Origin of the sequence: Bifidobacterium bombi DSM 19703, assembly GCF_000737845.1 — a bacterium.
GTDB lineage: Bacteria > Actinomycetota > Actinomycetes > Actinomycetales > Bifidobacteriaceae > Bifidobacterium > Bifidobacterium bombi.
Map to the genome: position 1 here is coordinate 603,235 of NZ_ATLK01000001.1, position 22,320 is coordinate 625,554.

The 22,320-nt window shown below is 56.1% G+C and carries 18 protein-coding genes; 7 read left to right on the top strand and 11 right to left on the bottom strand.

The genetic code is table 11. The features are described 5' to 3' along the window. Positions 1-280: 280 nt before the first annotated feature. The gene (locus BBOMB_RS02350; RefSeq protein WP_044086669.1) at positions 281-1,174 is read right to left on the bottom strand and encodes an aldo/keto reductase; all 894 of its coding nucleotides are present in this window, start codon (positions 1,172-1,174) and stop codon (positions 281-283) included. A gap of 165 nt (positions 1,175-1,339) precedes the next feature. On the opposite strand from BBOMB_RS02350, the gene BBOMB_RS02355 reads away from it, so the two are divergent. Continuing rightward, positions 1,340-2,215 carry a TetR/AcrR family transcriptional regulator gene (locus BBOMB_RS02355; protein ID WP_081867240.1) on the top strand — a complete coding sequence of 292 codons (876 nt, stop codon included), beginning with the start codon at positions 1,340-1,342 and terminating at the stop codon, positions 2,213-2,215. A 210-nt stretch (positions 2,216-2,425) separates the two neighbouring features. On the opposite strand, the gene BBOMB_RS02360 is transcribed toward BBOMB_RS02355, so the two are convergent. Continuing rightward, a complete protein-coding gene (locus tag BBOMB_RS02360) occupies positions 2,426-2,983 on the bottom strand; it encodes a MarR family winged helix-turn-helix transcriptional regulator (RefSeq protein WP_044086670.1) in 558 nt (185 codons plus the stop codon). Positions 2,984-3,526: 543 nt separating this feature from the next. On the opposite strand from BBOMB_RS02360, the gene BBOMB_RS02365 reads away from it, so the two are divergent. Both BBOMB_RS02365 and BBOMB_RS02370 read left to right on the top strand, forming a co-directional pair. After that, on the top strand, positions 3,527-4,105 hold the full coding sequence (locus tag BBOMB_RS02365) for a xanthine phosphoribosyltransferase (protein WP_044086671.1): 579 nt from the start codon (positions 3,527-3,529) through the stop codon (positions 4,103-4,105). A gap of 438 nt (positions 4,106-4,543) precedes the next feature. Then, positions 4,544-5,854: a nucleobase:cation symporter-2 family protein gene (locus BBOMB_RS02370; RefSeq protein ID WP_044086933.1), complete on the top strand. Its 1,311-nt coding sequence runs from the start codon at positions 4,544-4,546 to the stop codon at positions 5,852-5,854. Positions 5,855-6,153: 299 nt separating this feature from the next. Here the strand turns inward: BBOMB_RS02370 and BBOMB_RS02375 are convergent, their stop codons facing one another. Then, entirely contained in the window at positions 6,154-7,338 is a 1,185-nt protein-coding gene (locus BBOMB_RS02375) for an ArgE/DapE family deacylase (protein WP_052377356.1), read from the bottom strand. A gap of 200 nt (positions 7,339-7,538) precedes the next feature. Here BBOMB_RS02375 and BBOMB_RS02380 point away from each other — a divergent pair, with 200 nt between their 5' ends. After that, positions 7,539-7,889, top strand: coding sequence for a hypothetical protein (locus BBOMB_RS02380; protein WP_156097121.1), 351 nt, complete (start codon positions 7,539-7,541; stop codon positions 7,887-7,889). 510 nt (positions 7,890-8,399) lie between these two features. Here BBOMB_RS02380 and BBOMB_RS08005 read toward each other — a convergent pair. The 6 genes from BBOMB_RS08005 to guaA form a co-directional block, all read right to left on the bottom strand. After that, complete coding sequence (locus BBOMB_RS08005) at positions 8,400-8,537, bottom strand: hypothetical protein (RefSeq protein ID WP_156097122.1); 138 nt, start codon at positions 8,535-8,537, stop codon at positions 8,400-8,402. A gap of 2 nt (positions 8,538-8,539) precedes the next feature. Continuing rightward, positions 8,540-8,683 carry a hypothetical protein gene (locus BBOMB_RS08010; protein ID WP_156097123.1) on the bottom strand — a complete coding sequence of 48 codons (144 nt, stop codon included), beginning with the start codon at positions 8,681-8,683 and terminating at the stop codon, positions 8,540-8,542. Positions 8,684-9,688: 1,005 nt separating this feature from the next. Continuing rightward, positions 9,689-10,156, bottom strand: coding sequence for an NAD(P)H-dependent oxidoreductase (locus BBOMB_RS08265; RefSeq protein ID WP_330934726.1), 468 nt, complete (start codon positions 10,154-10,156; stop codon positions 9,689-9,691). Positions 10,157-10,358: 202 nt separating this feature from the next. Then, the gene (locus tag BBOMB_RS02395; RefSeq protein WP_044086676.1) at positions 10,359-10,928 is read right to left on the bottom strand and encodes a TetR/AcrR family transcriptional regulator; all 570 of its coding nucleotides are present in this window, start codon (positions 10,926-10,928) and stop codon (positions 10,359-10,361) included. 305 nt (positions 10,929-11,233) lie between these two features. Further along, on the bottom strand, positions 11,234-11,500 hold the full coding sequence (locus tag BBOMB_RS02400; RefSeq protein WP_156097124.1) for a hypothetical protein: 267 nt from the start codon (positions 11,498-11,500) through the stop codon (positions 11,234-11,236). A gap of 591 nt (positions 11,501-12,091) precedes the next feature. Further along, complete coding sequence (gene guaA, locus BBOMB_RS02410; protein WP_044086680.1) at positions 12,092-13,654, bottom strand: glutamine-hydrolyzing GMP synthase; 1,563 nt, start codon at positions 13,652-13,654, stop codon at positions 12,092-12,094. 466 nt (positions 13,655-14,120) lie between these two features. Here guaA and BBOMB_RS02415 point away from each other — a divergent pair, with 466 nt between their 5' ends. The 3 genes from BBOMB_RS02415 (at position 14,121) to BBOMB_RS02425 (ending at position 19,966) form a co-directional block, all read left to right on the top strand. Then, positions 14,121-16,598, top strand: coding sequence for a phosphoketolase (locus tag BBOMB_RS02415; RefSeq protein WP_044086681.1), 2,478 nt, complete (start codon positions 14,121-14,123; stop codon positions 16,596-16,598). 257 nt (positions 16,599-16,855) lie between these two features. Continuing rightward, positions 16,856-18,538: a phosphate acetyltransferase gene (pta, locus tag BBOMB_RS02420; protein WP_044086682.1), complete on the top strand. Its 1,683-nt coding sequence runs from the start codon at positions 16,856-16,858 to the stop codon at positions 18,536-18,538. Between the two features lie 198 nt (positions 18,539-18,736). After that, on the top strand, positions 18,737-19,966 hold the full coding sequence (locus tag BBOMB_RS02425) for an acetate/propionate family kinase (protein ID WP_044086684.1): 1,230 nt from the start codon (positions 18,737-18,739) through the stop codon (positions 19,964-19,966). Positions 19,967-20,103: 137 nt separating this feature from the next. Here BBOMB_RS02425 and BBOMB_RS02430 read toward each other — a convergent pair whose 3' ends face one another. Next, entirely contained in the window at positions 20,104-21,606 is a 1,503-nt protein-coding gene (locus BBOMB_RS02430) for a 3-phosphoshikimate 1-carboxyvinyltransferase (RefSeq protein ID WP_044086685.1), read from the bottom strand. Between the two features lie 220 nt (positions 21,607-21,826). Next, positions 21,827-22,309, bottom strand: coding sequence for a holo-ACP synthase (locus tag BBOMB_RS02435; protein ID WP_238549856.1), 483 nt, complete (start codon positions 22,307-22,309; stop codon positions 21,827-21,829). Between the last annotated feature and the right edge of the window lie 11 nt (positions 22,310-22,320).

The window sequence follows — 22,320 nt, forward strand, 5'->3', positions numbered from 1 at the left end:
GTTTCCCGCAATTCGTCGTTATGAAACGACATGCCATCGCCATACGCTGTGACGACGCGCCGAGGACGAGTATGGGAAGCCACTTATGGACTCGAAACCAACGTTTACGACACAATCGGGAATACAACCCCAATTGGGAAACGATGCGAAGCTCGTACAGGTATTTCGAAGTATAACAGGCAAGCGGTGTTGATGATTCGCACAAACCCCGCTTGCAAGGTCTCGCCGTACGCCATAACCTTCATCGGCGGCCTCCGGAAGGCTGACGCACGGCTTGACATCACTCCGTCGTTTTCCCACTGGGATCGGGGCCTGAGCGACGTCCGGTATCGAGTCCGTCGATGGCGGTCAGTTCCTCGTCGGTAAGCTCGAAGTCAAAGATGCCGAAATTCTCGACGATACGCACCGGATGAATGGACTTCGGGATGGCCGAGCGTCCTTCCTGTATATGCCAGCGTAGCATGACTTGCGCGGCGGTTTTGCCGTGCGCCTTTCCTATGTCGAGTAACGTCGGGTCCTGAAGCGTGCTGTGACCCCTGTCATCCCATCCCGGATAGAAGGTGATGCCCCCTATGGGTGACCAGGCCTGCGTGAGTACCCCCGCGGCATCGTCTGCGGCTACAACACTTTTTTCCTGGAAATATGGATGCAGTTCGATCTGATTGATGGTCGGGGTCACATCGGTGGATTCCATCAAGGCTCGGAGTTGGTTTGGCTGAAAATTGCTTACGCCGATGGCCCGCACCTTGCCGTCGGCGAGCAGTCTCTCAAGGTCTTTGTAGGCGGCGATGGTGCGAGCGAAGTCAGCGGCGTCGGTCGTTCCCGTCAACACCTTGGAATTCGGCTGATGCAGGATGAGCAGATCGATGACGTCGACACCGAGTCTGCGCATAGCGGCCTCGCCGGCACGATAGGTCAGTCCGGTGCCGTAGTCGTCGATCCAGATTTTGGTTTCTATGAAAACCGCGTCGCGGTCGACCGGCGATTCACGGATGGCCTGGCCTACCTGTTCCTCGTTATGATAGGCGGCAGCAGTGTCGACATGGCGATAGCCGGTCTCCAGAGCCGCCTTCACCGAAGTGACGGTGTCTTCCGGAGAGGATTGGAAAACGCCGAAACCAAGCGCCGGCATGGTGACACCGTTGTTCAACGTACGAATTGGTACCTGATGCATATTGCTCCTTTACAAGGCTCCCCGTTATGCATGTCCGTGTCCCGAACAAGACATGGCCGAGCATACTGCCCCGCACAACGGTTTATATAAAGCGGATATTAAATATCCACTTAAAAGTATATGCTACATGGATATCAATGTTCCACTTAAGATAGAATTGCGCTTATGGAATATTCATCCCCACACGGCGTCGACAAGTGCACAGACCGCGCCAGGAGCGCTCGTGGCGCACATTCAAAAAACCTCGGACTGCGCAAGGATGCGGCCCTCAACCGCAAGCGTCTCCTGAAAGCCGGGCGCGAGGTGTTTGCAGCGCAAGGATTCGAAGCCACGTTGAACGACGTGGCCAGACATGCCGGGCTCGGCGTTGGCACCGCCTACCGGAACTTTGCCAACAAGGAGGAGCTCATCGACGCCATTGTGGCGCAGCAGGTACATGAACTGGAAGACGTCCTTCACCACGCTTTGGACATGGACGACGCCTGGCAAGGACTGGTCTATTACATGGAGCAGAGCCTACGGATGCAGATACATGACAGAGGCATGGCGCAGCTCTTCACCAGCCGTCATGCGGGGCGAGAGCGTTACGACTGGTCACGAGACCGCATCGCGCCATTCGTCAATGCAGTGGCGGAAAGGGCACGCGGTCAAGGGTCGATTCGCACCGAGATCACAGGTACTGACCTCATCCTTATACAATTCGGCATCGTGGCCATCGCCGAATCATTGCACGAAAGCGTATTGACCGATACGGATGCAGACAGGACGACAGCGAGCGCACACAGAGCGCACTTCGCATGTCATCGACAAGAGCATGAAGGCGGCAAGTCTCCATTGACATCCGGAGATCCAGGCGATGCGGCGGAAGCATCGAAGTCTGCAACGAAACCTTCTTGCCCTGTTTACCTGCGGTACCTGTGGATCGCCCTCGATGGCATTCGGGCATCGACGATCACCAAAGGAGGTGGGAGAAACGCAGCGGTTCAGCCTCTTCCTGTGACGGCCTTGGATACCGACGCATTGCATGCTGCGTTGGCATGAAGCCGCATCGCCCTGTGTTTGAAACGACGGTCCTCCTCGCCGAGTACACCGGAAGGTGCCCGCAGACCAACCCCACCCGACTAGGCCAGCCGAACGAACCTCGGCTCTCGCCTCTCCAGGCGCACGGAAAGGCAGGTAGGCGATCGCGCTCCTGTGCGAAGTCCCCGCAAGAGGCACGCATCAACACGAGCCTGAACAGTCAGAGATACGTCAAAACGAACGGATGATGCGACTGAGCGCCGAAACGAAATGTTCACTCTCCCCTTCCCCTATGCCAGAGACGATCCTTGTGTTGATGTCATTCAATATCGCGCGAATCTCATCGATATGCCGGTCAATCGTCTCAAAGCCATGCTCGGACAGGGAAAGCACGACCTGCCTGCGGTCGTTGTTCAAATGCGACAGATCGACGAGCTTGGCTCGTTCCAGCCGGCTGACGATGCCATGCATGGTCGGATGGCTGAGCACAAACCGATCGGCGACCTCCTTCTGCGTCACGGTCCGTCCTTTTGAATCATACAGATAGACGAGCAATGTGATCTGCGGACCTGTCAGACTCAACCCCGGCAACAACTCGGCCACGCGGTTGTTGAGCTCACGCTCTATGAGCGTATTGGCCACCTTGATCAGCGAAGCAAGGTTTCCGTCGTCTTGGCCGTCTTCGACGGCGTTACGCACCGCAGTCATCGCGGGTTCCACCGAATCGCCAACCGACATAGCACCTTGAAGCCATTGCATGGTCTCCCCTTCCGCATTCACGTTCGACATGATTCTACCTGATGCCGAACGAGCAGGATCTCATCCACCGATATTCTCGACCTTACGAGCCGACTTATAAACTCTCCCGTCATGATATGAGACGAAATTGCGCCCCACTGCCGTATCCATTGTCATTCAGCATCAGACACCGCTCAGGAAATCGCGGCCATGCGAATCTACGATTCCCGTACCCAATACGAATGGCACCCCAACAGCGTATCGATAATGACTCGTTGCTCCCATACATGCAACAGAGCAAGAACCAATACGCCAGCATCTGGCACGGTAAGCATGCAGACCCTCACAGCGTGAGATTTACCTTGTACACGAGAAGATTCTTTCACCGCCGTTCACCTGCACCGAGTCACCATCCACCCATCTATGCTCGGCAGACGCCGCTGATCATAGCCGGTATGCAGACGAGACAAAGCACAACACACGTGAATTAAATGTCTGAAAACAAGTCATAGCTCAAAGCTAAGCTCATTGATACCATAGCGCGCAAACCGCACCATGGCCGCTCCGGTAGCCGGAAGAAGTTGAGAGGGAAAAATGAAGGAACTGGAAGACAGAATCTTGAAGGACGGCACGGTGAAGCCAGGCGATGTGCTCAAAGTCGACGCATTCCTCAACCACCAATGCGATGTCACGCTCTTCAACCACATGGGCGCCGAATGGGCACGTTTGTTCTCAGGAAAACGCGTGGACAAGATTCTCACCATCGAGGCTTCCGGAATCGGAATAGCCTGTATCGTCGCCCAACACTTCGGCAACGTTCCCGTCGTTTTCGCAAAGAAGACCCAGTCCATCAACCTCGACGGCGACCAATACCAGGCCAAGGTGTATTCCTACACCAAGCAAAAGGAATTCCCCGTCATCGTGTCCAAGCGTTTCCTTGAACCGGGCGAGCATGTGCTGCTTATCGACGATTTTCTCGCCAACGGAAAGGCCATGCATGGCCTTATCGACATCTGCAACGAAGCTGGCGTCATCGTCGAAGGAATCGGCATAGCCGTCGAGAAGGGATTCCAACGCGGTGGCAAGGAACTGCGCGAGGCTGGTTACGACGTGCGCTCGCTCGCCGTCATCAAGGATATGGACGGTGATAAAGGAGCGATAAAGTTCGCCTGAGTCCTCGAAAAACACTGCTTGTATGGGTCGATGCCTGTGCTGCGCCTTGGGTGGGCACAGGCATCGACCCTTTGCTAACCCTTTTGTCGCAGCAGTGACGATATCCACGAAAAGAACTCAACACCGCATAAACCGTTGGTATGACAGTATGAAGGTGGATTACCTACCCAACATACAGAAGGCCGCATGAGACACCCGGACAGGTCCCAAGTGTTTTCTTCAGCGACCGGCCGCCCGGTTCGCAGTCGCCACCCAGCGTACAATTGACCGCTATCAGCACTATCTCATTTCCAATGAAAAGAGACCCTTTTGAGCACTGATCGACAGCATGGCGAGGAACGTAACCCCAGGCAAACCCCGGACGACACTCAAAAAGAAGCAACGCATCTTCACGAAAGGACGCACGACGGCGAGCCGACACCGTCTACGGCGGAAGCCCTGCGTTCACTGGACGGCACCATCGCCTTCTGGCGCGGCATCCCTTTTGGTCTGCAGCATGTCATGGCAATGTTCGTAGCCAACCTCGCGCCGATTTTCCTAGTTACTGCGGCAGCACATCTGGACACGCAACAGTCGGCTATGATTATTCAGAACGGACTGCTGGTGGCCGGTATGGGCACCTGCCTTCAGCTCTACCCCATATGGCGCATCGGCAGCAGACTGCCGATGGTGACCGGCATCTCGTTTACATATGTGGCAGCGGCTATCGCCATCGTCTCCAAACAGGGTTTCGGAGGACTGATGGGAGCCGTCATCGCCGGCGGATTCATCGAACTCATCCTCGGACTGACCGCACAATGGTGGAAACAATACGTACCGCCAATCGTTTCGGCCATCGTAGTCACCACCATCGGTTTTTCCCTACTTTCCACCGCCGCGTCATCCTTCGGTGGAGGCAGCGACGCAAAGGACTTCGGAAGCTGGCAGAACCTGACCCTTGGACTGACTTCACTGGTCGCATGCCTTGCGTTCCAGCTGCTGGCACGGGGCACTGCAAAGCAGCTTTCGGTGCTTTTCGGACTTGTCATTGGCTATGTCGCGGCCATGTTCATGGGTAAAGTCGACTTCTCCGGGTTTACCCACCTCCAGGCGCTGAGTCTGCCTCGGTTCATGCCGTTCAAACTTACCTTCGACCTTGGTTCCATCATCTCGTTTGCGCTTCTTTACGTGGTCTCTTCGGTGGAGGTACTCGGCGACACCGCCGCTCTGACGAAGGTCGGGCTTGACCGGCCGCCGACCGATAAGGAGACCAGCGGAGCCATCGCCGCCGACGGCACGATTTCCATCGTCTCAGGTCTGTTCGGCTGTCTGCCGTTGACGTCGTTCGCCCAGAACATCGGTCTCGTATCCTTGACCAAGGTGGTGAACAGAAAGGTCATTCTTTCAGGAGGCCTGTTGCTCATCATCGCGAGCTTCGTACCCGGCGTGGCGCAGGTCTTCAATTCCATGCCGCAGTCCGTCCTCGGCGGCTGCACCATCATGATGTTCGGCAACATCATACTTTCCGGCTTCCAGATGATCGCCGAAGCCGGGTTCAGCCAACGCAATATCACCATCACCGCATTGAGCCTGACGATGGGACTGGGATTCACACAGGTCAGTTCAATCTTCAGGAACTTCCCTGCGTTGTTCCAATCGATTTTCTCCACCAACCCCATCGCCATCAGCTTCATGGTTGCCGTAATTCTGTGCGTGGTGCTGCCCGGCGAAGAACGTTTCCTGTCGGTCCCACGGAAGGAAGGGAAGTAGGAGAGGCTTTTACGAAAGTCACCGAATCGCCTGTGTCCAAACAACAGGGGTTCCCGTCAACGGCAGACCCACGGCCGGTGGCGGGAACTTTTTTCGTGCAGGCTCATGCACTCGTTCTCGGTTCCAACACACTGCCAAAACACGAACGATTCATGCAGGTACCTTGGTCAATGCAGAGCTTCGGCACTTGCCATATCATGGCATCAATTCATGAAACCGACACCGGACGTTCATCCGAATCATCTCCTTTGCGACCTCCCCTACCTCGTTGGTGCCTACGGATGCAGAGTCTGTACGGTTCACTCCACGCCCATGTACTTCTTCGTGATCCTCTCATACATGTCGATGAACTCAAAGTACATGTGCTTGGGCAGGCTCTCATTCACACAGTGCATGGTGAAATTGCCCGGTCCAAACGCGAGGCACGGCTGCCCGACCGGCTTGTCCACAAAAAGCCTGCTGGCATCGGTACCGCCGGAAACGCCGACAAACTTAATTCTGTCATCCTTGCCTTGGGCCTGAAGACTCTCATCGCCGACCTCACGTACGATGTCCCCCAACCTTGATTCCTTCGCACCCACAATGGGAACGATGTCCATGGTCACCTCGTAAGAAACCTGAGCCTTGTTCTCCGCGTTGAATTTTGCGACCTCATCGTCAACCATCTTGAGAATCTCCTTATTGCTCAAGTCGGGAATGACCCGCATATTGATTTCGGCACGCGCGGACTCGGGAATGGTATTGACCTGACTGCCGCCTTTGATGACATCGATGTTAAACACCGTTTCACCAAGATCGGGATTCGTGATTCCAGCAGTCTGCCTGCGGATCCGGTCGGTCAGCCGATACAGGAACGTCACCAATCCTTCGACGGCGTTCGCTCCAAGCTGCGGCATCGAACTATGGGCCGATTTGCCATGCATCGTGATTTCCAGATTGAGCTCGCCTTTGGTTGCATAGACAGGAGAATAGGCCGAAGGCTCACCGATGAGCAATGCCTCAGCATCCTTCATATAGCCGCCGTCATGCAATAGCTCAGCGCCCGGCATGTTGATCTCCTCACCTGCGGTTGCCAGGAAACGAACAGTGCCATGCAACCGGCTTTCGACGCGCTTGAGTCGCAGCATGGTAATCACCATGGCTGCCAGACCCGCCTTCATATCGGTCACGCCACGGCCGTAAATCATGTCATCTTTCTCGACGACCTCGAACGGGTCTGTCTGCCAACCTTCCTGCTGCGCAGAGACGGTATCCATGTGTCCTGTAAGGACCAGAACCGGATCGCCGCCTCCGACTTCGGCCACCAGGTTCGCCCGCTTGGGATCATCCTTAAAGGGCAGAACCGTGCTGTTGACGCCGGCCTCCTCAAATATCCCGTGAATGAAGTCCGCCAAGACCTTTTCATTCCCATTTTCGGTATGGAAGCCCACGAACTTGCCAAGCAAATCCATCTGCGATTTCTCATCATCATACTGCTCGGTCATTGCAACTCCTTACCTGCATTCAGGCACGTCACCCGGCACTCCCGATCGATTGATCCGATTACAACTTTACTGTAACAGCGAACGGTAAGAGACATCTCGATTTTTGCGCAGCGTGTGAAACCACGTGTAGTATGGTGCGTAAGCGTGACATCGTTCAAGGCAAAACGACAGATACTCAAATACTTATTGAGGAGAACACCTTGGAAATCGGAACATTGGCTGAATGGGCAACAGCTATAGCAGAAACTCTCGCTGTGCTCGTAGCGTTATTCCTACCGTATAAGGAACGCAGGAAGAGCGAGCGAAAAGCTACCAGGAACTTCAAACTCACACTCTATGCCGCAGTTGTCCGATGCCTTGAGGAAAAGAACATGGATACTGTCCGGACCATAGTCAGCATCTCAAGACTTACTGAAGCTGGAACCAGAAACAAGGCCGACCTTGACACGGCACAACAGATCCTCAACTTGTACGACAACAGCACGCTCGACCCGGCGTCGCTCGAACGGGAAATCAAAACACTCGCCCAGCAGATCAAGCCGCAGAACTGAATTCTTGTCATTGTCGGCAATATACTCAATTCCCTTAATCACAAAGCCCTTTCCCCTAGGTTGCAATGCCGTTAGCAGATTCTCTTCTCCCTGGAATTACAACGTTCTTTGTGATTCTTACACACGTCGAGACGCGCTGAATTACATTCCTTTACATAGTCATGCGGACTGGAATGTAGCTTGTTTTTTCGATACTCTTGCTACGATCGCTGGTCGACCACCAAGTCAGACGGAATGCGATGTGGCTCACACGACACCACGACGAAGGCCACACCTGCACAACCGACGGCATCGAAGGTCAGATGGAGAGCTTCGAGACAGTCATGACCGTAACTTGGCACCGGACTCGCTCTCCTCCTTTGTCCGATACTCCTGTCTGTGTCTCGGTGGTGACCTAGTAGACATCGTGCATGTGGTTCTTTAGGTAGATGTCCCAGTGATAGGCAGGTTCATGGGCCGATGGAAGCCTTTGGACGACGTATGATCGGCGCCCTGCGGGTAGACTCTGGTTCATCTACAACGGTTCCCAGGTTCGTCGTTGCTGTCATCGGCGTACGGGGTGGGGCCGAACGCGTTCTCCTGACTCATGCTCGCAGCAATCAGCACCTTGTCAAACCCGCTGGTGGTAGCCTCATCGACCCTTGACAATACTAGTCGAATACCTTCACGCTGTCATATCCGCAGGAAGCGGTTACGGCGGTCGACATCAGCAGCGAGAGCATGAGCGCGGCAATCCTGGCAATGTCAAGCATCCCAGCCAGCACCGCTGCCGTTGCCAACATTGCCACTGTCATGGCAGCCATTTGCTTTGACGGATTCGGATGTCCTCACGGCACTGCAGTAAACGGGCTTGCACTGATCGGGCAGTCATCGAACCGGCCATATGCAGGGCCTTGTTTGTAAATACTATGCTTTTATGGCGTTTCCCGCTGTTTTAACGGCCGACTTCTCTATGTCCTTGGTCGCATATCTTTGTCGTATATGGCCCTTCAAAACGCTGCGGCAATTATGCGCCCCGCTTCGGAGCGGGACAACATTCGAGCGCGTCATTCCCGTTGTTCCGATTCCCCTATTCTGTCCTATCTCCGTTCGACCGACTGTCCGATCGCCTCTTGCGAGACTTCCGGTGATTCAGAGTCTTCTCTTTCGCCTGTTTGGCCCGTCTGCTCCGTGTCTTTGGACTCGTCGAAGAAGCATGGCTCCCCGATCTTCCGGGTTTTGGCGGTTCCAATCTTACCGACGTAATCGGCACCGTTTCGCTTGTCTTCGGCTTTCCTGCCTGTATGGTCTTCGAATCCAGTATCGTCCAGTCCGCTTTTCGATGGTGTTACCTCCAGTCCTAGCTTTCTCCTTTTCGGTAATGATGGTGTCAGGTTCAGCCCCTCTAGTTTTCCGGGCTTTCGTTGGGTGTTAGTCAGACAGGTGGGTGGCAACTCCTTGCTGCTATTAGGTAGAAAGGTAAAAGACGCGGACGTTACGTGATACTTTCACCGCGCCAGCAACCCCTTCTCATCGGTCCTGCGACCGCAGTGGCTGTGTGGACATGTGCTCTGTTTGCCCAAGAACTTCAACGAAACCTCAATCGCTGCAAACAGCCTCAGCACCAAGCGTGCATGCTGTCCAACCATTACCATACCCGCAGTGCTCACACATACACAACGAGATTTCTTTTCGGCATTCACAGAAGCCTGCAAGCATATAAGTCGTTCCAGAACACCCGTCCGATTGTGCCCACTCGGACCAAATGAGAACGGCAGCAAACGTGAATTGAGCATTTGCCTAGCACCCCATTCTAGTACCTACTTGAATCGGATCGCACAGACCTTGTCGAGATACCTGCGACGACGTTCGGGCGAGGAGTCGGAAACTCCACCGAAATTGATCCACTTGCGTCCTTTCATGCCCAGCTGTTTGAGGGTGCAGTTGACGAACAGCCGTTTCACACCGTCGCCAGCGATGAGCCGCAGATAAATGGTCGGTGAGGTGGAGGTTGTGAAGACATATGCGTGGCGTATGTTGCCCAACTCGCCATGGATGCCAGTGTGAGTGACGGTGTGGCTCAGCCCCTCCCCCTCCTTCATGATCTTGTCGATGAAGCCCTTGAGCATTCCTAGCACGGAATTCCACCAGACAGGCATGACGAACACGATGCCGTCGGCTGCGCGGATCATTTCAAGGTATTTCCTGGCCAGTGGGTCTGGGTTCCGCCAGTATGGAAGAGCCGCAGCTCCTCCTTGTCGTAGACGGGGTTGAATCCTTCGGCGTATAGGTCGATGAGCCGCGTCGAGTGTCCTTAGCTTCTCAGCGCGTCAAGCACACGTCCAAGAACGGCATGGTTAAAGCTCTTCTCGTAAGGATGGCAGTACACGACGACATAGTTACTCATATTACAATTGCTCCTTCTTGTTTGTTGATGGTTGAAGACTTTTGTTCGAAGACAACAGCGAGCTCCGTGCTTCGAAAACGAATTCAATAGCGCTTGATACCCAGAAAATCGTGCAGTGTTATACCAAGCGACCGTTCGTCGTACTTAACGACCCCATGACTGACCAAAGAGCTGTAGCCTTGAATGAACGACCATACCTGTATGAATAGAAGATCAGGGTCGGCGGCGTTCTCATTCTGACGGCTGGCCCTCTCAATGATTGCGCGTATCCGAGAAAGAAATTCGGGCTGCTTGCCACCATCATCTTCTTTCGCCGCTTTCGCATACAAAGGCCCGTAGAAGAAGAAATCGACCAGATTCGGTTCGGTCTGTGTCAGCGAGAGCAGCCCGACACCAACGTGCAGAAGCTCGTCGAAAGCATTCTCGCATTCCGGACTATCCGGGAGGATACGTTCGGCGATATCCGCCGAAACCACGTAGCCCGCCTGAATCAGCAGATCCTCCTTGGCTGGAAAATGGCGGTAGAGAGCGCCCGTGGTCAGCCCCGCGGCTGAGGCAATGTCGCGCAAGGAAATTCTTCTATATCCATGTTGCTTGATAGCCTTGACCGTCTCTGCCAATAAGCGCCGCCCCGAATCAGACACCGGACTCACCAAAATCTCCTTATACATCAAGATAACGCTGTTATTGTATCACGGAAGATAACAACGTTATCAACACATGTTTCATTGCTTGACGCAACGGCACATGGACAGGCCGGTCGAATCAACACATGCCAACGGTACACATCAGACCGGTTCATTCATCGGATTATGCTACCGTCGGTTCACCTCGCCCTCTTCCCACAGGAAAAGTCAAACCCGTCCCCATCGCGACAAGACCGGCACCACTTGACGCGACATAATCTACGACACTTTCCGTGACGGCCAGCAAGCGACCACCTGTATGCCTTCGTCGGTCACGCCCGGTTTGGCGTGGATGACCAGACGGTGGTTGCGGGGCGGATGAGCCTCTCGCGCCAGTGGTAACCGCCGGCTCCGGCGCTGACTTCGGGGCTTCTGACCTTGGTGGCACCAAGTCGCACGTCGACCGGTTTGGCGGCCGCGTTGAGAGTAACCTTGGAGATGCCGCCAGAATGGCGTTTCCACAGTTCGAAGACGAGTTGGTAGCCATCGGGCAGCGTGCCTTGGATGCGAGCGGTGTCGTGGACCGACACATCCATCACCGCGCATCCACCGCAGGAAACGAAATCGTTAAGCTTCCGACGCTCATTGGCGGCTTCACATCTCAAAATCGTTGGAAAACAAGGAATTCGGAGCCAACCCAGCATCAAGGCAATTATATCCCGGTATTCGAAAGATACTTGTCATAGGTGCCAAAAACTGCGGAGGTCCGTGCTCATCATGTCCGATCCGTCCGAAATCGGAAAAACCTGAAAAACCGACGTCTTGAAAACGCAGGAACTTCAGGCTTTCCACGTCGAGTAGGCGGGATTTGAACCCGTGACTCCTTGCCACGTCTTCCATAGAGACAATGAGATTCCCATGTCCCACCATCGGCGCAAAGAAGAACGGTTTCAAAGCTATGAACGAAGGTGGGCACAAACCATGATGACTGCATGATCTAACGCGCGACGGTCCGCTCTACATAGAAAGGGCAGACCATTTTTTCATGAGTTAACCTTGCCTCTGCCGTTCCGGACGTTGCTCGGAAACAAGATCGACGAATCGATGTCCAGTCATACCGGCTCTGAAGACGAATGGCACCGCACACAACCGCAAACCGGCTCGAGAAAGACGGCACATACGGACATGGCTTACTCCCATTCGATGGTAGCCGGCGGCTTGGAGGTGCAGTCCAGCACCACACGGTTGATGCCCCTGCACTCGTTGGTGATACGCGTCGAAATCGTGGCCAGGACGTCATACGGCAAATGGTACCAATCCGCAGTCATGGCATCCTCGGAAGTAATCGGCCGCAGCACGACCGGTGAGCCATAGGTCCGCTCGTCACCCTGCACGCCGACTGAATGCACATCCGCCAGCAGCACGACCGGGCACTGCCATATGTCACGGTCCAGCCCCGCCTTCGTCATCTCCTCACGAGCGATGGCGTCGGCCTCACGCAGCAGATCGAGCCGCTCGCGCGTGATCTCACCGATGATACGGATGCCCAGGCCAGGCCCGGGGAACGGCTGACGCCACACCATGGCCTCGGGCAGGCCGAGCTCGGTCCCGATGGCGCGCACTTCGTCTTTGAACAGCGAGCGTAATGGCTCGATGAGCTTGAACTTGATGTCGGAAGGAAGACCGCCAACATTGTGATGTGACTTGATGTTCGCCGCGCCATCACCGCCGCCGGACTCCACGACGTCCGGGTACAGCGTGCCCTGCACAAGGAACTTGACTTCCTTGCCAAGCGCTCCAGCCTCCTTGATGACCTGCCGCTGGGCCTTCTCGAAGGTTCTGATGAACTTCTCGCCGATGATCTTACGTTTGCGCTCGGGCTCCGTGACTCCCTTCAAGGCCTCCAGGAAATCCTCAGAGGCATCCACCTCGATGAGCCTGATGCCGGTGGCCTCAACGAAATCGTGACGCACCTGCTCAGCCTCGCCTTTGCGCAGCATGCCGTGGTCGATGAAAACGCAGGTCAGCTGGTCACCCACCGCCTTGTGGACCAATGCAGCAGCCACCGCAGAGTCTACGCCTCCGGAAAGCCCGCAGATGACCTGTGCGTCGCCCACCTCGGCCCGTATTCGGCTGACCTGGTCGTCGATGATGTTCGAGGCGTTCCAATCATCCGGCAAACCGGCGCAACGGTGAAGGAACGTGGAGATGAGTTCCTGACCCAGCGGAGTGTGCTTGACCTCGGGGTGCCATTGGACTCCGTAAAGCTTGTGAGCGGAATCTTCCATGGCCGCAACCGGCGCACCCTCGGTGTGAGCGAGCACCTCGAATCCTTCGGGAGCCTGCTCAACCGCCACGCCATGGCTCATCCAGGTATCCTGTTCGTTGGGCGAGCCGGCGAGAATGCCACGCGCCTCATCCACCATGACTTCGGTCTTGCCGTACTCCCCCAACGCTGCTTTGTCGACCTTGCCGCCCAGTTCGTGGGCCATGACCTGGAACCCGTAGCAGATGCCAAGTACCGGAACGCCCGCTTCGAACACCTTCTTGTCGATGCTGGGAGCACCTTCCTCGTATACGGAGGCAGGACCGCCAGATAGGATGATAGCCTTGGGGTCTTTCGCAAGCATCTCATCCACTGGCATGGAGTGCGGCACCAATTCCGAGTAAACGTTCGCTTCGCGTACTCGTCGAGCTATGAGCTGGGCGTATTGAGCCCCGAAATCGACTACAAGCACTGGACCTGATGCCATGCGTTTCCCTACCAATCCTGTTTGTCCTGATTATTACCGACGATAAAATCGACTATCGTACAATTTACTACCATTGTCAATGCTCAATACGACAAAATCGACGTCGTGCACGCTGCGCCTCAAACGAACAAATCAGAACGTAACGCACATCAACACGCCGAAATCAAACACACCGAATTGAACATTGCAAAAGGTTGGAAAATGGTCGCTATCGCAACATTTCAACGTTTTAAAATCTCGAAAAGTCTTGGAACAAATTCACAAGTAGTCGAAATATTTTCACATTTTCAATCAGCGATATTACATTTTCGCACACAGCAGCAAAAAAAAGTCCCATAAGTCTGCTTGTCCGGGTACGATTATAGGCGATTGGAGCGAATACCCGAAGTTCTATGGGACAAGGGAATTCGCACTCTGATGGTAAACAAATCAAGCGCACATTACGTGCAGGAGTACAGGAGTACACATGACAAGTCCTGTTATTGGAACACCGTGGAAGAAGCTAGATTCTCCGGTTTCCGACGAAACCCTTGAAGGCGTCGACAAATACTGGCGCGCCGCGAACTACCTTTCGATCGGCCAAATTTATCTGCGTAGCAATCCGTTGATGAAGGAACCCTTCACCCGCGAAGACGTCAAGCATCGTCTGGTGGGCCACTGGGGAACCACCCCAGGCTTGAACTTCCTGCTTGGACACATCAACCGTCTCATCGCCGACCACCAGCAGAACACCGTGTTCATCATGGGTCCGGGCCATGGCGGCCCCGCCGGCACCTCGCAGTCCTATCTGGACGGCACCTACAGTGAGTACTACCCGAAGATCACGAACGACGAGGCGGGACTTCAGAAGTTCTTCCGCCAGTTCTCCTACCCGGGCGGCATTCCTTCCCACTTCGCCCCTGAGACCCCGGGCTCCATCCACGAAGGCGGTGAGCTCGGTTACGCTTTGAGCCATGCCTACGGCGCCATCATGAACAACCCCAGCCTGTTCGTTCCCGCAGTCGTCGGTGACGGCGAGGCCGAGACCGGTCCGCTGGCGACTGGCTGGCAGTCCAACAAGCTCGTCAATCCCCGCACCGATGGCATTGTGTTGCCGATTCTGCACCTCAACGGCTACAAGATTGCCAATCCGACCATTCTGGCGCGCATCCCCGATAACGAGCTCCATGAGTTCTTTGAGGGCATGGGCTACGAACCCTTCGAGTTCGTCGCCGGCTTCGACGACGAAGATCACATGTCCATCCACCGTCGTTTCGCGGCCTTGCTTGAAGAGGTCTTCGACAAGATCTGTGACATCAAGGCGAAGGCGCAGACCAACGATATGGAACGCCCGACCTACCCGATGATCATCTTCCGCACTCCGAAGGGCTGGACCTGCCCCAAGTTCATCGACGGCAAGAAGACCGAAGGGTCTTGGCGCGCCCACCAGGTGCCGCTGGCTTCCGCCCGGGACACCGAGGCCCACTTCCAGATCCTCAAGGGCTGGCTGGAGTCCTACAAGCCCGAAGAGCTCTTCGACGAAAACGGTGCCGTGCGTCCTGAAGTCACCGCGTTCATGCCCAAGGGCGAACTGCGCATCGGTCAGAACCCGAACGCCAATGGCGGCCGTATCCGCGAAGATCTGAAGCTGCCGAAGCTTGAGGACTACGCAGTGACCGAGGTCGAGAAGTTCGGACATGGATGGGGTCAGCTCGAAGCAACGCGCCAGCTGGGCAACTACACCCGCGACATCATCAAGAACAACCCGGACTCCTTCCGCATCTTCGGACCGGACGAGACCGCTTCCAACCGTCTCCAGGCCGCTTATGACGTGACCGACAAACAGTGGGACAACGGCTATCTCTCCGCTCTGACTGACGAGCACATGGCCGTCTCCGGCCAAGTCGTGGAGCAGCTCTCCGAGCATCAGATGGAAGGCTTCCTCGAGGGCTATGTCTTGACCGGTCGTCACGGCATCTGGAGCACGTACGAGTCCTTCGCCCATGTGATCGACTCCATGCTCAACCAGCACGCCAAGTGGCTCGAGGCCACGGTGCGTGAAATTCCGTGGCGCAAGCCCATCGCCTCCATCAACATGCTGATTTCATCGCATGTATGGCGTCAGGATCACAACGGCTTCTCCCATCAGGATCCGGGTGTGAGCTCCCTGTTGCTGAACAAGAACTTCAACAACGACCATGTGATTGGCGAGTACTTCCCCGCCGACGCCAACATGTTGCTGGCCGTGGCCGAAGAGGCGTTCAAGTCCACCAACAAGATCAACGCGATCTTCGCGGGCAAGCAGCCCGCCTCCACATGGCTCTCGCTTGATGAGGCCCGCGCTGAGCTCACGAAGGGCGCCGCCGAATGGAAGTGGGCTTCCACTGCCAAGAACAATGAAGAAACGCAGGTCGTCCTGGCCTGTGTGGGTGACGTTCCTACCCAGGAGATTATGGCGGCCTCCGACAAACTCAAGGAGCTTGGCATCAAGTTCAAGGTCGTCAACGTGGTGGACACGATCAAGCTGCAGTCCCCCAAGTACAATGACGAGGCTCTCTCCGATGAGGAGTTCACGGAGCTCTTCACCTCCGACAAGCCGGTTCTGTTTGCTTATCACTCCTACGCAAACGACATCCATTCGCTGACTTTCGACCGCCCGAACCACGATAACTTCAACGTTCACGGTTACAAGGAGCAGGGTTCCACCACCACTCCGTACGACATGGTTCGCGTTAACGACATGGACCGCTACGAGCTGGAGGCCGAGGCGCTTCGTATGGTCGATGCCGATAAGTACGCCGACAAGATCGCTGAGCTTGAGAAGTTCCGTAAGGATGCCTTCCAGTTCGCAGTCGATAAGGGCTATGACCATCCTGATTACACGGATTGGGTGTATTCAGGAGTGGATCCGACCCATGAGGGTTCGATCTCCGCAACCGCCGCTACCGCTGGCGACAACGAATGATGAACTGACGTGAATGCGCCGACCGGCCTGACCACGGCTTGGTCCCATCACTGCAGGTGAGGATACTTGGATGACTTCCGGTATCCTCACCTGTTTTTCATTTGTCAAGTAACGGTATTAGGGCGACACCACCGGCGCTCAACAATCTCCTGATGCGCCGTCTTTGAGGGATTGCGTCAAGGACTCCCCTAGAATGGAAACCGTTGCTTGGCAACAACGCCAAGTCATGGTCGGAACGTTCATGAAGGAGTGTAACCTTGACAAACAAAGTTGTTTACATCGCCAGCCCAGAAGGCGGCAACGGCCGCAATGTCGTGGCCTGGGGGGTCACCAAGGCCTTGTCGTCACAAGGCAGGACCGCGATATATCGATCGGTGGCATGTGAAAAAAACGACCCTTTGACCCCCGTGCTGCTCGATGCCACGAACTGCGGTCAGGACCTTCGCAACGTGATCGGCGTATGCCCACGCAGGGCGCTGCAGGACAAAACCGGTACTCGAGGTGATGTCGCGGCCGCCTTCCACGCGTCCGTTGACGATCTGAACCCCGATTACACCGTAGTAGTAGGCACCGATGGGTCGAAGATTTTCGACCCCGAAAACTTCGCCCTGAACGTCGATATCGCCGCAGATCTGGGGGCTCCCGTATTTCTGGCCGTCTGCACCATACCCCGCAACGGCCAGCAGGTGAAGGCCACGGTGGAGGCGTGCACCCGCAGCGTTGAGGCCGCAGGAAGCAGGGTGGCCGGCGTGTTCGTCACCGGTTGCACGGACGAGAAGGCCGCCGACGCCCAGGAGGCGCTCGAGGGCTTCCCGGTCCCTGTCTGGACGATTCCCGCCCTCGATTTCCCTGATGATGCGAATGCGAATGCTTGCACGGATGCCGACAGGGCGTTCAACAACAACGCCCCGGCCTCACAAGTGCTCGCCGCCTTGGACACTCCGTTCGCAGCTCCGACCACCCCGTACGCTTTCCAGAATAGTCTGCTTGCCAGTGCCAAAGCCCATAGGAAGACCATCGTGCTGCCGGAGGGCTCGGAGGACCGGATCATCAAGGCGGCAGACTACCTGCTGGAGCGCGACATCGTGGACCTCATCATCGTGGGCGACGAGTCGGCGATACTTGAACGAGGCAGGGAACTGGGTCTGAACTCACTGTCCAAGGCCAGCTTCCAGGCGATGGACGACGAATCCGTACTGGAACCGATGACGGCGAAACTGTGCGAGCTGCGTGCGAAGAAGGGCATGACCTCCGAACAGGCACGCAAGCAGCTGGAGGACCCAAGCTACTTCGGCACCATGCTTGTGGTGATGGGCAAGGCCGACGGCCTGGTATCAGGCTCCATCAACTCGACGGCGAACACCGTCCGGCCGGCGCTTCAAGTCATCAAGACCAAGCCCAACGCATCGTTGGTCTCCGGCGCATTCCTCATGTGTTTCAAGGACCATGTCGCCGTGTTCGCCGACTGCGCCATCAACCTCAACCCCACCGCCGAACAACTTGCGGACATCGCCATCCAATCTGCGGACACCGCCCGCTCGTTTGGCCTTGACCCCAAGGTTGGCATGCTCTGCTACTCCACCCTCGGTTCAGGCAAAGGACCGGATGTGGATCTGGTCGAGGAGGCTACGAGGATAGTCAAAGAGAAGGCGCCGGAACTACCGGTCGTCGGCTCCATCCAGTTCGATGCGGCTTGGAGTCCGAGCGTGGCCGCCACAAAGGCCAAAGGCAACGCTGTGGCGGGTCACGTCAATGTGTTCGTGTTCCCCAGCCTTGCCGCTGGAAACATTGCCTACAAGGCCGTACAGCGCACTTCGGGTGCCTTGGCCATCGGCCCCGTGCTTCAGGGCCTCAGCAAACCCGTCAATGACCTTTCGCGTGGGGCCTTGGTGGAGGACATCATCAACACGGTGGCACTGACGGCCGTCGAGGCACAATGAGCATGAAGTAAGGCGATGGCCGCATACCAAAGCCGTGGGATGAATGTTCTAGGAGGAATTCAATCCCACGGCCTCTTTATAGCCACTGGAAACTCCAAACCCTAGTCAAAGATGTTGTAAGAGCTTGTGAGTAGACTTGTATTCCAGCGGCCGCTTGCAGGCGGCACTTATTTATCACTGCTATGGAGGAAGTAAGCAATGGCGAAAACCGTACTTGTCATCAATTCCGGTTCCAGTTCGATCAAATATCAGCTGGTCGATCTTGAGTCCGGAGAGGGCATCGCCTCTGGTCTGGTCGAGAAGATTGGCGAGCCCATCGACGGGCATTACAAGCATGAATACAACGGTGAGAAGCACGAACTCGAGGAGCCGATCCACGATCACGAACAGGGACTCAAGCGCGTGCTGGGCTTCTTCGCCGAGTACGGTCCGGACCTTCAGGAATCAGGCATCGTAGCCGTAGGTCACCGCGTTGTGCAGGGCGGATCCGTCTTCCCCAAGCCGGCCTTGGTAAACAAGAAAACCATCGGCCAAGTCAAGGACCTCGCCGTGCTCGCCCCGTTGCACAACGGCCCCGAAGCCGCGGGCGCCGAGGTCATGGCACAGCTCCTGCCGGACGTACCACAGATCTTCGTCTTCGATTCATCCTTCTTCTTCCAGCTTCCCAAGGAGGCCAGTACCTACGCACTGAACAAGGACGTGGCGCAGCAGTACAAGATCCGCCGTTATGGTGCCCACGGCACCAGCCACGAGTATGTCGGAAGCGTCGTGCCGGGCGTAGTCGGCAAGCCCGCTGAAGGCCTCAAGCAGATCGTGCTCCATATCGGCAACGGTGCATCCGCCTCGGCACAGATCTCCGGCAAGCCCGTGGACACCTCAATGGGCCTGACACCTCTGGAAGGTCTGATGATGGGCAGCCGCACGGGCGACATCGACCCGGCCGTCGTCTTCCATCTCATCCGCAATGCACACATGAGTGTGGACGAGCTTGATACGCTCTTCAACAAGCGCTCCGGTATGCTCGGTATGACCGGCTTCTCCGACATGCGAGAGATTGACCGCCTCATCAAGGAAGGCAACGAGGATGCCAAGCTCGCCATGGAGATTTACGTTCATCGCATCGTGGGCTACATCGGCAACTATACCGCACAGATGGGCGGCGTTGACGTCATCACCTTCACTGCCGGCGTGGGTGAGAACGACTCCGAGGTCCGTCGTCGCGTACTCGAGAAGCTCGAGCCGTTCGGTGTGAAGTTCGATACCGAGAAAAACGAAACCCGTTCGAAGGAAGCCCGGATCATCTCCACTCCTGATAGCTCCGTCACCATCGCCGTCATCCCGACGAACGAAGAGCTTGCCATCGCACGCAAGTCGGCGGCCATCGCCGCCGAGGGCAAGGATTCCTACGGCAACGAATTCACCAAGTAGCCACGGCGTATTCCACGCCATTGCCAGACTACAGGCGACAATGAAAAAGACCGGAACGACCTTATGTCCGTTCCGGTCTTTTTGTGATAACGAGAGTCCGGACCGCAGCTTTCCGGTATGGATTGGTGTCGCAGCTGTCAAGCGCCGAGCATGGACGCCCACATGCTAACAAAGCCGGGCAAGGTCTTGCTCGTCGTCGAGATGTCGCGCACCCGTGTTCCCGGAACGGCCAGTCCTATCATGGCGGCAAATGTGGCCATGCGATGGTCGGCGTAGGTATCCATCAGAGCGGCGTGCAGTCTCTCACGCGGCACGGGAACGATTTCAATGCCATCATCGAGTTCGTCCGCCCACGCACCGATGCCCCGTATCTGCGTCACCAATGCAGCGAGCCGATTGGTTTCGTGACCTCGAAGATGCCCGATACCCACCAGTGCCGTCGGACCATCGGCCAGGGCCGCCAGAGCCGCGATACTTGGAGTGATCTCCCCCGCTGCTGACATGTCATAGTGCCCCAGTCCATGGATCTCACCTTGTCCCCGAACCTCCAACACGCCGTTCGCACACGAAGACCGAGACATGCCGGAATACGGAAGGCCGTTCCAAGTCACTTCGGCCCCCATCCTTTCGAGAATGCCGGGCAACAGTCCCCCCGGCTGAGTGGTTCGGCGCGGCCATCTTGGTACGCGTACCGCCCCTGAAGATATAAGCGCTGCTCCCAGGAACGGCGCAGCATTGGAAAGGTCAGGCTCAACGACCACGCCATCAGGCAGCTGCAACCCACCTGGTCGAACGATCCATTCAGCGGACTTGGGCGAAATCACTTGACCTCCTGCCACAGTCACATCATCGATGGTCATGTTAATATGTGGCAAGCTCGGCAACACGCTTCCCGTGTGGCACAGATGCAACCCACCGGGAAGACGGGAACCGATCAGCAACAGGCTTGAAACGAATTGCGATGAGGATGATGAATCGATTGCCACACGACACGCCTTCGCGACGGCGCGACCACGGCAATCCCGTTCCTGAGACCGCTCACTCCCGTTCACGATGTTCGAAGAGTCCGCTTTGGAGGAATCCCCGACGCCGCCGTCAAAAGCTGTAAGATGATGTCCTGGATTGAAGCTGTTCCCAGAGCAGTCATATACAGGTGGAACCAATGTAAAGGGAAGATAACCCGACCGCCCGTCGTAGTGGATGCGGGCTCCAAGCTGTTCCAACCCGTCCAGGAGCGGCTTCATGGGCCGTTCATAGGCCTGTTTGTCACCATCGAAACGAACCGGTCCGTCCGCAAACAAGGCAAGTCCCGGGACGAACCTCATGACGGTGCCCGCCAACCCGCAATCAACAGTCACCGAACCATGAAACACACCTCCATCAGGAGGCGTAATCCTCACGCACGTCTCATCCGTCTCATCACATTCGATGACGACTCCCAATTCACGCAACGCTTGCATCATCAACTCAGTGTCGCGCGATCGCAAAAGGCCTTCGATACGGACCGGATGACGCCCCAATGCCGCCAATATCAGATACCTGTTGGACAAGGACTTACTGCCTGGTATCTGCACCGTTGCATTAATCGGCTGGCTTGCAGCCGGCGCGGGCCATGAACCAAGGCTTTCAATCGCACTCATGGAGCCGATTCTATCGTTACTCCCCTACAGAGCAATCACCAATGACCCGTGACTGCACAAACGCAGACGGCTGGCGTACGGCCGGCACAGCCTCACCCTACAAGTCGACTCTAAAGCGATAACGACAACCAAAGGTGAATCGACCAGTACCGGCGAAAGCTGAATGTCTTTGGTACCGGTAATCCATCACGGCCACTCCGGCCGATCGGGGTAAAATACGTCAGCTGTCCGAAAAACCTGGATCATCGAGGCCAAGCAGCACCACGGCCGAGGCGACGGACCCATCATGACTCAAACTGATGAGCCAATGTACATCACCGCATATGCCCAGCGACGAGAGCAGCAGATCATTGAGTTCCTTGGTTAGATAGACTCCGGGCCTTCCAAGCGAATCATCGATGATCTCGACCTGCGGCCACGGGAAATCGTCGATGCCATACGGCACAGGACGATGCCCCAATGCAGCACACCATGCCTTGAGGACACTCTCCTTGCCGGCCCACCGGACAGCCAGATGTAACGCCTGACCATCGTTCTTGACGCTGGCCAAGGAACATGCCTGCCGCCGCTCCCGCGCTGAGAACAACTCGCTCAAGCGAGAGCCAGGCTGCCGCAATTGATCGCCGAAGGCACCCACATCAACGACATCATGCCCGATCGCCATGATCCGATTCATACCACCCACGACCTCCGATTCTCCCATGCCTCAAGTAT

Bases quoted from the DNA above. Each gene is read 5' to 3' on its own strand.
- BBOMB_RS02350 (WP_044086669.1), bottom strand. From the start codon at position 1,174: ATGCATCAGGTACCAATTCGTACGTTGAACAACGGTGTCACCATGCCG.
- BBOMB_RS02355 (WP_081867240.1), top strand. From the start codon at position 1,340: ATGGAATATTCATCCCCACACGGCGTCGACAAGTGCACAGACCGCGCC.
- BBOMB_RS02360 (WP_044086670.1), bottom strand. From the start codon at position 2,983: ATGTCGAACGTGAATGCGGAAGGGGAGACCATGCAATGGCTTCAAGGT.
- BBOMB_RS02365 (WP_044086671.1), top strand. From the start codon at position 3,527: ATGAAGGAACTGGAAGACAGAATCTTGAAGGACGGCACGGTGAAGCCA.
- BBOMB_RS02375 (WP_052377356.1), bottom strand. From the start codon at position 7,338: ATGACCGAGCAGTATGATGATGAGAAATCGCAGATGGATTTGCTTGGC.
- BBOMB_RS08010 (WP_156097123.1), bottom strand. From the start codon at position 8,683: ATGACAGTGGCAATGTTGGCAACGGCAGCGGTGCTGGCTGGGATGCTT.
- guaA (WP_044086680.1), bottom strand. From the start codon at position 13,654: ATGGCATCAGGTCCAGTGCTTGTAGTCGATTTCGGGGCTCAATACGCC.
- BBOMB_RS02415 (WP_044086681.1), top strand. From the start codon at position 14,121: ATGACAAGTCCTGTTATTGGAACACCGTGGAAGAAGCTAGATTCTCCG.
- BBOMB_RS02425 (WP_044086684.1), top strand. From the start codon at position 18,737: ATGGCGAAAACCGTACTTGTCATCAATTCCGGTTCCAGTTCGATCAAA.
- BBOMB_RS02430 (WP_044086685.1), bottom strand. From the start codon at position 21,606: ATGAGTGCGATTGAAAGCCTTGGTTCATGGCCCGCGCCGGCTGCAAGC.
- BBOMB_RS02435 (WP_238549856.1), bottom strand. From the start codon at position 22,309: ATGGGAGAATCGGAGGTCGTGGGTGGTATGAATCGGATCATGGCGATC.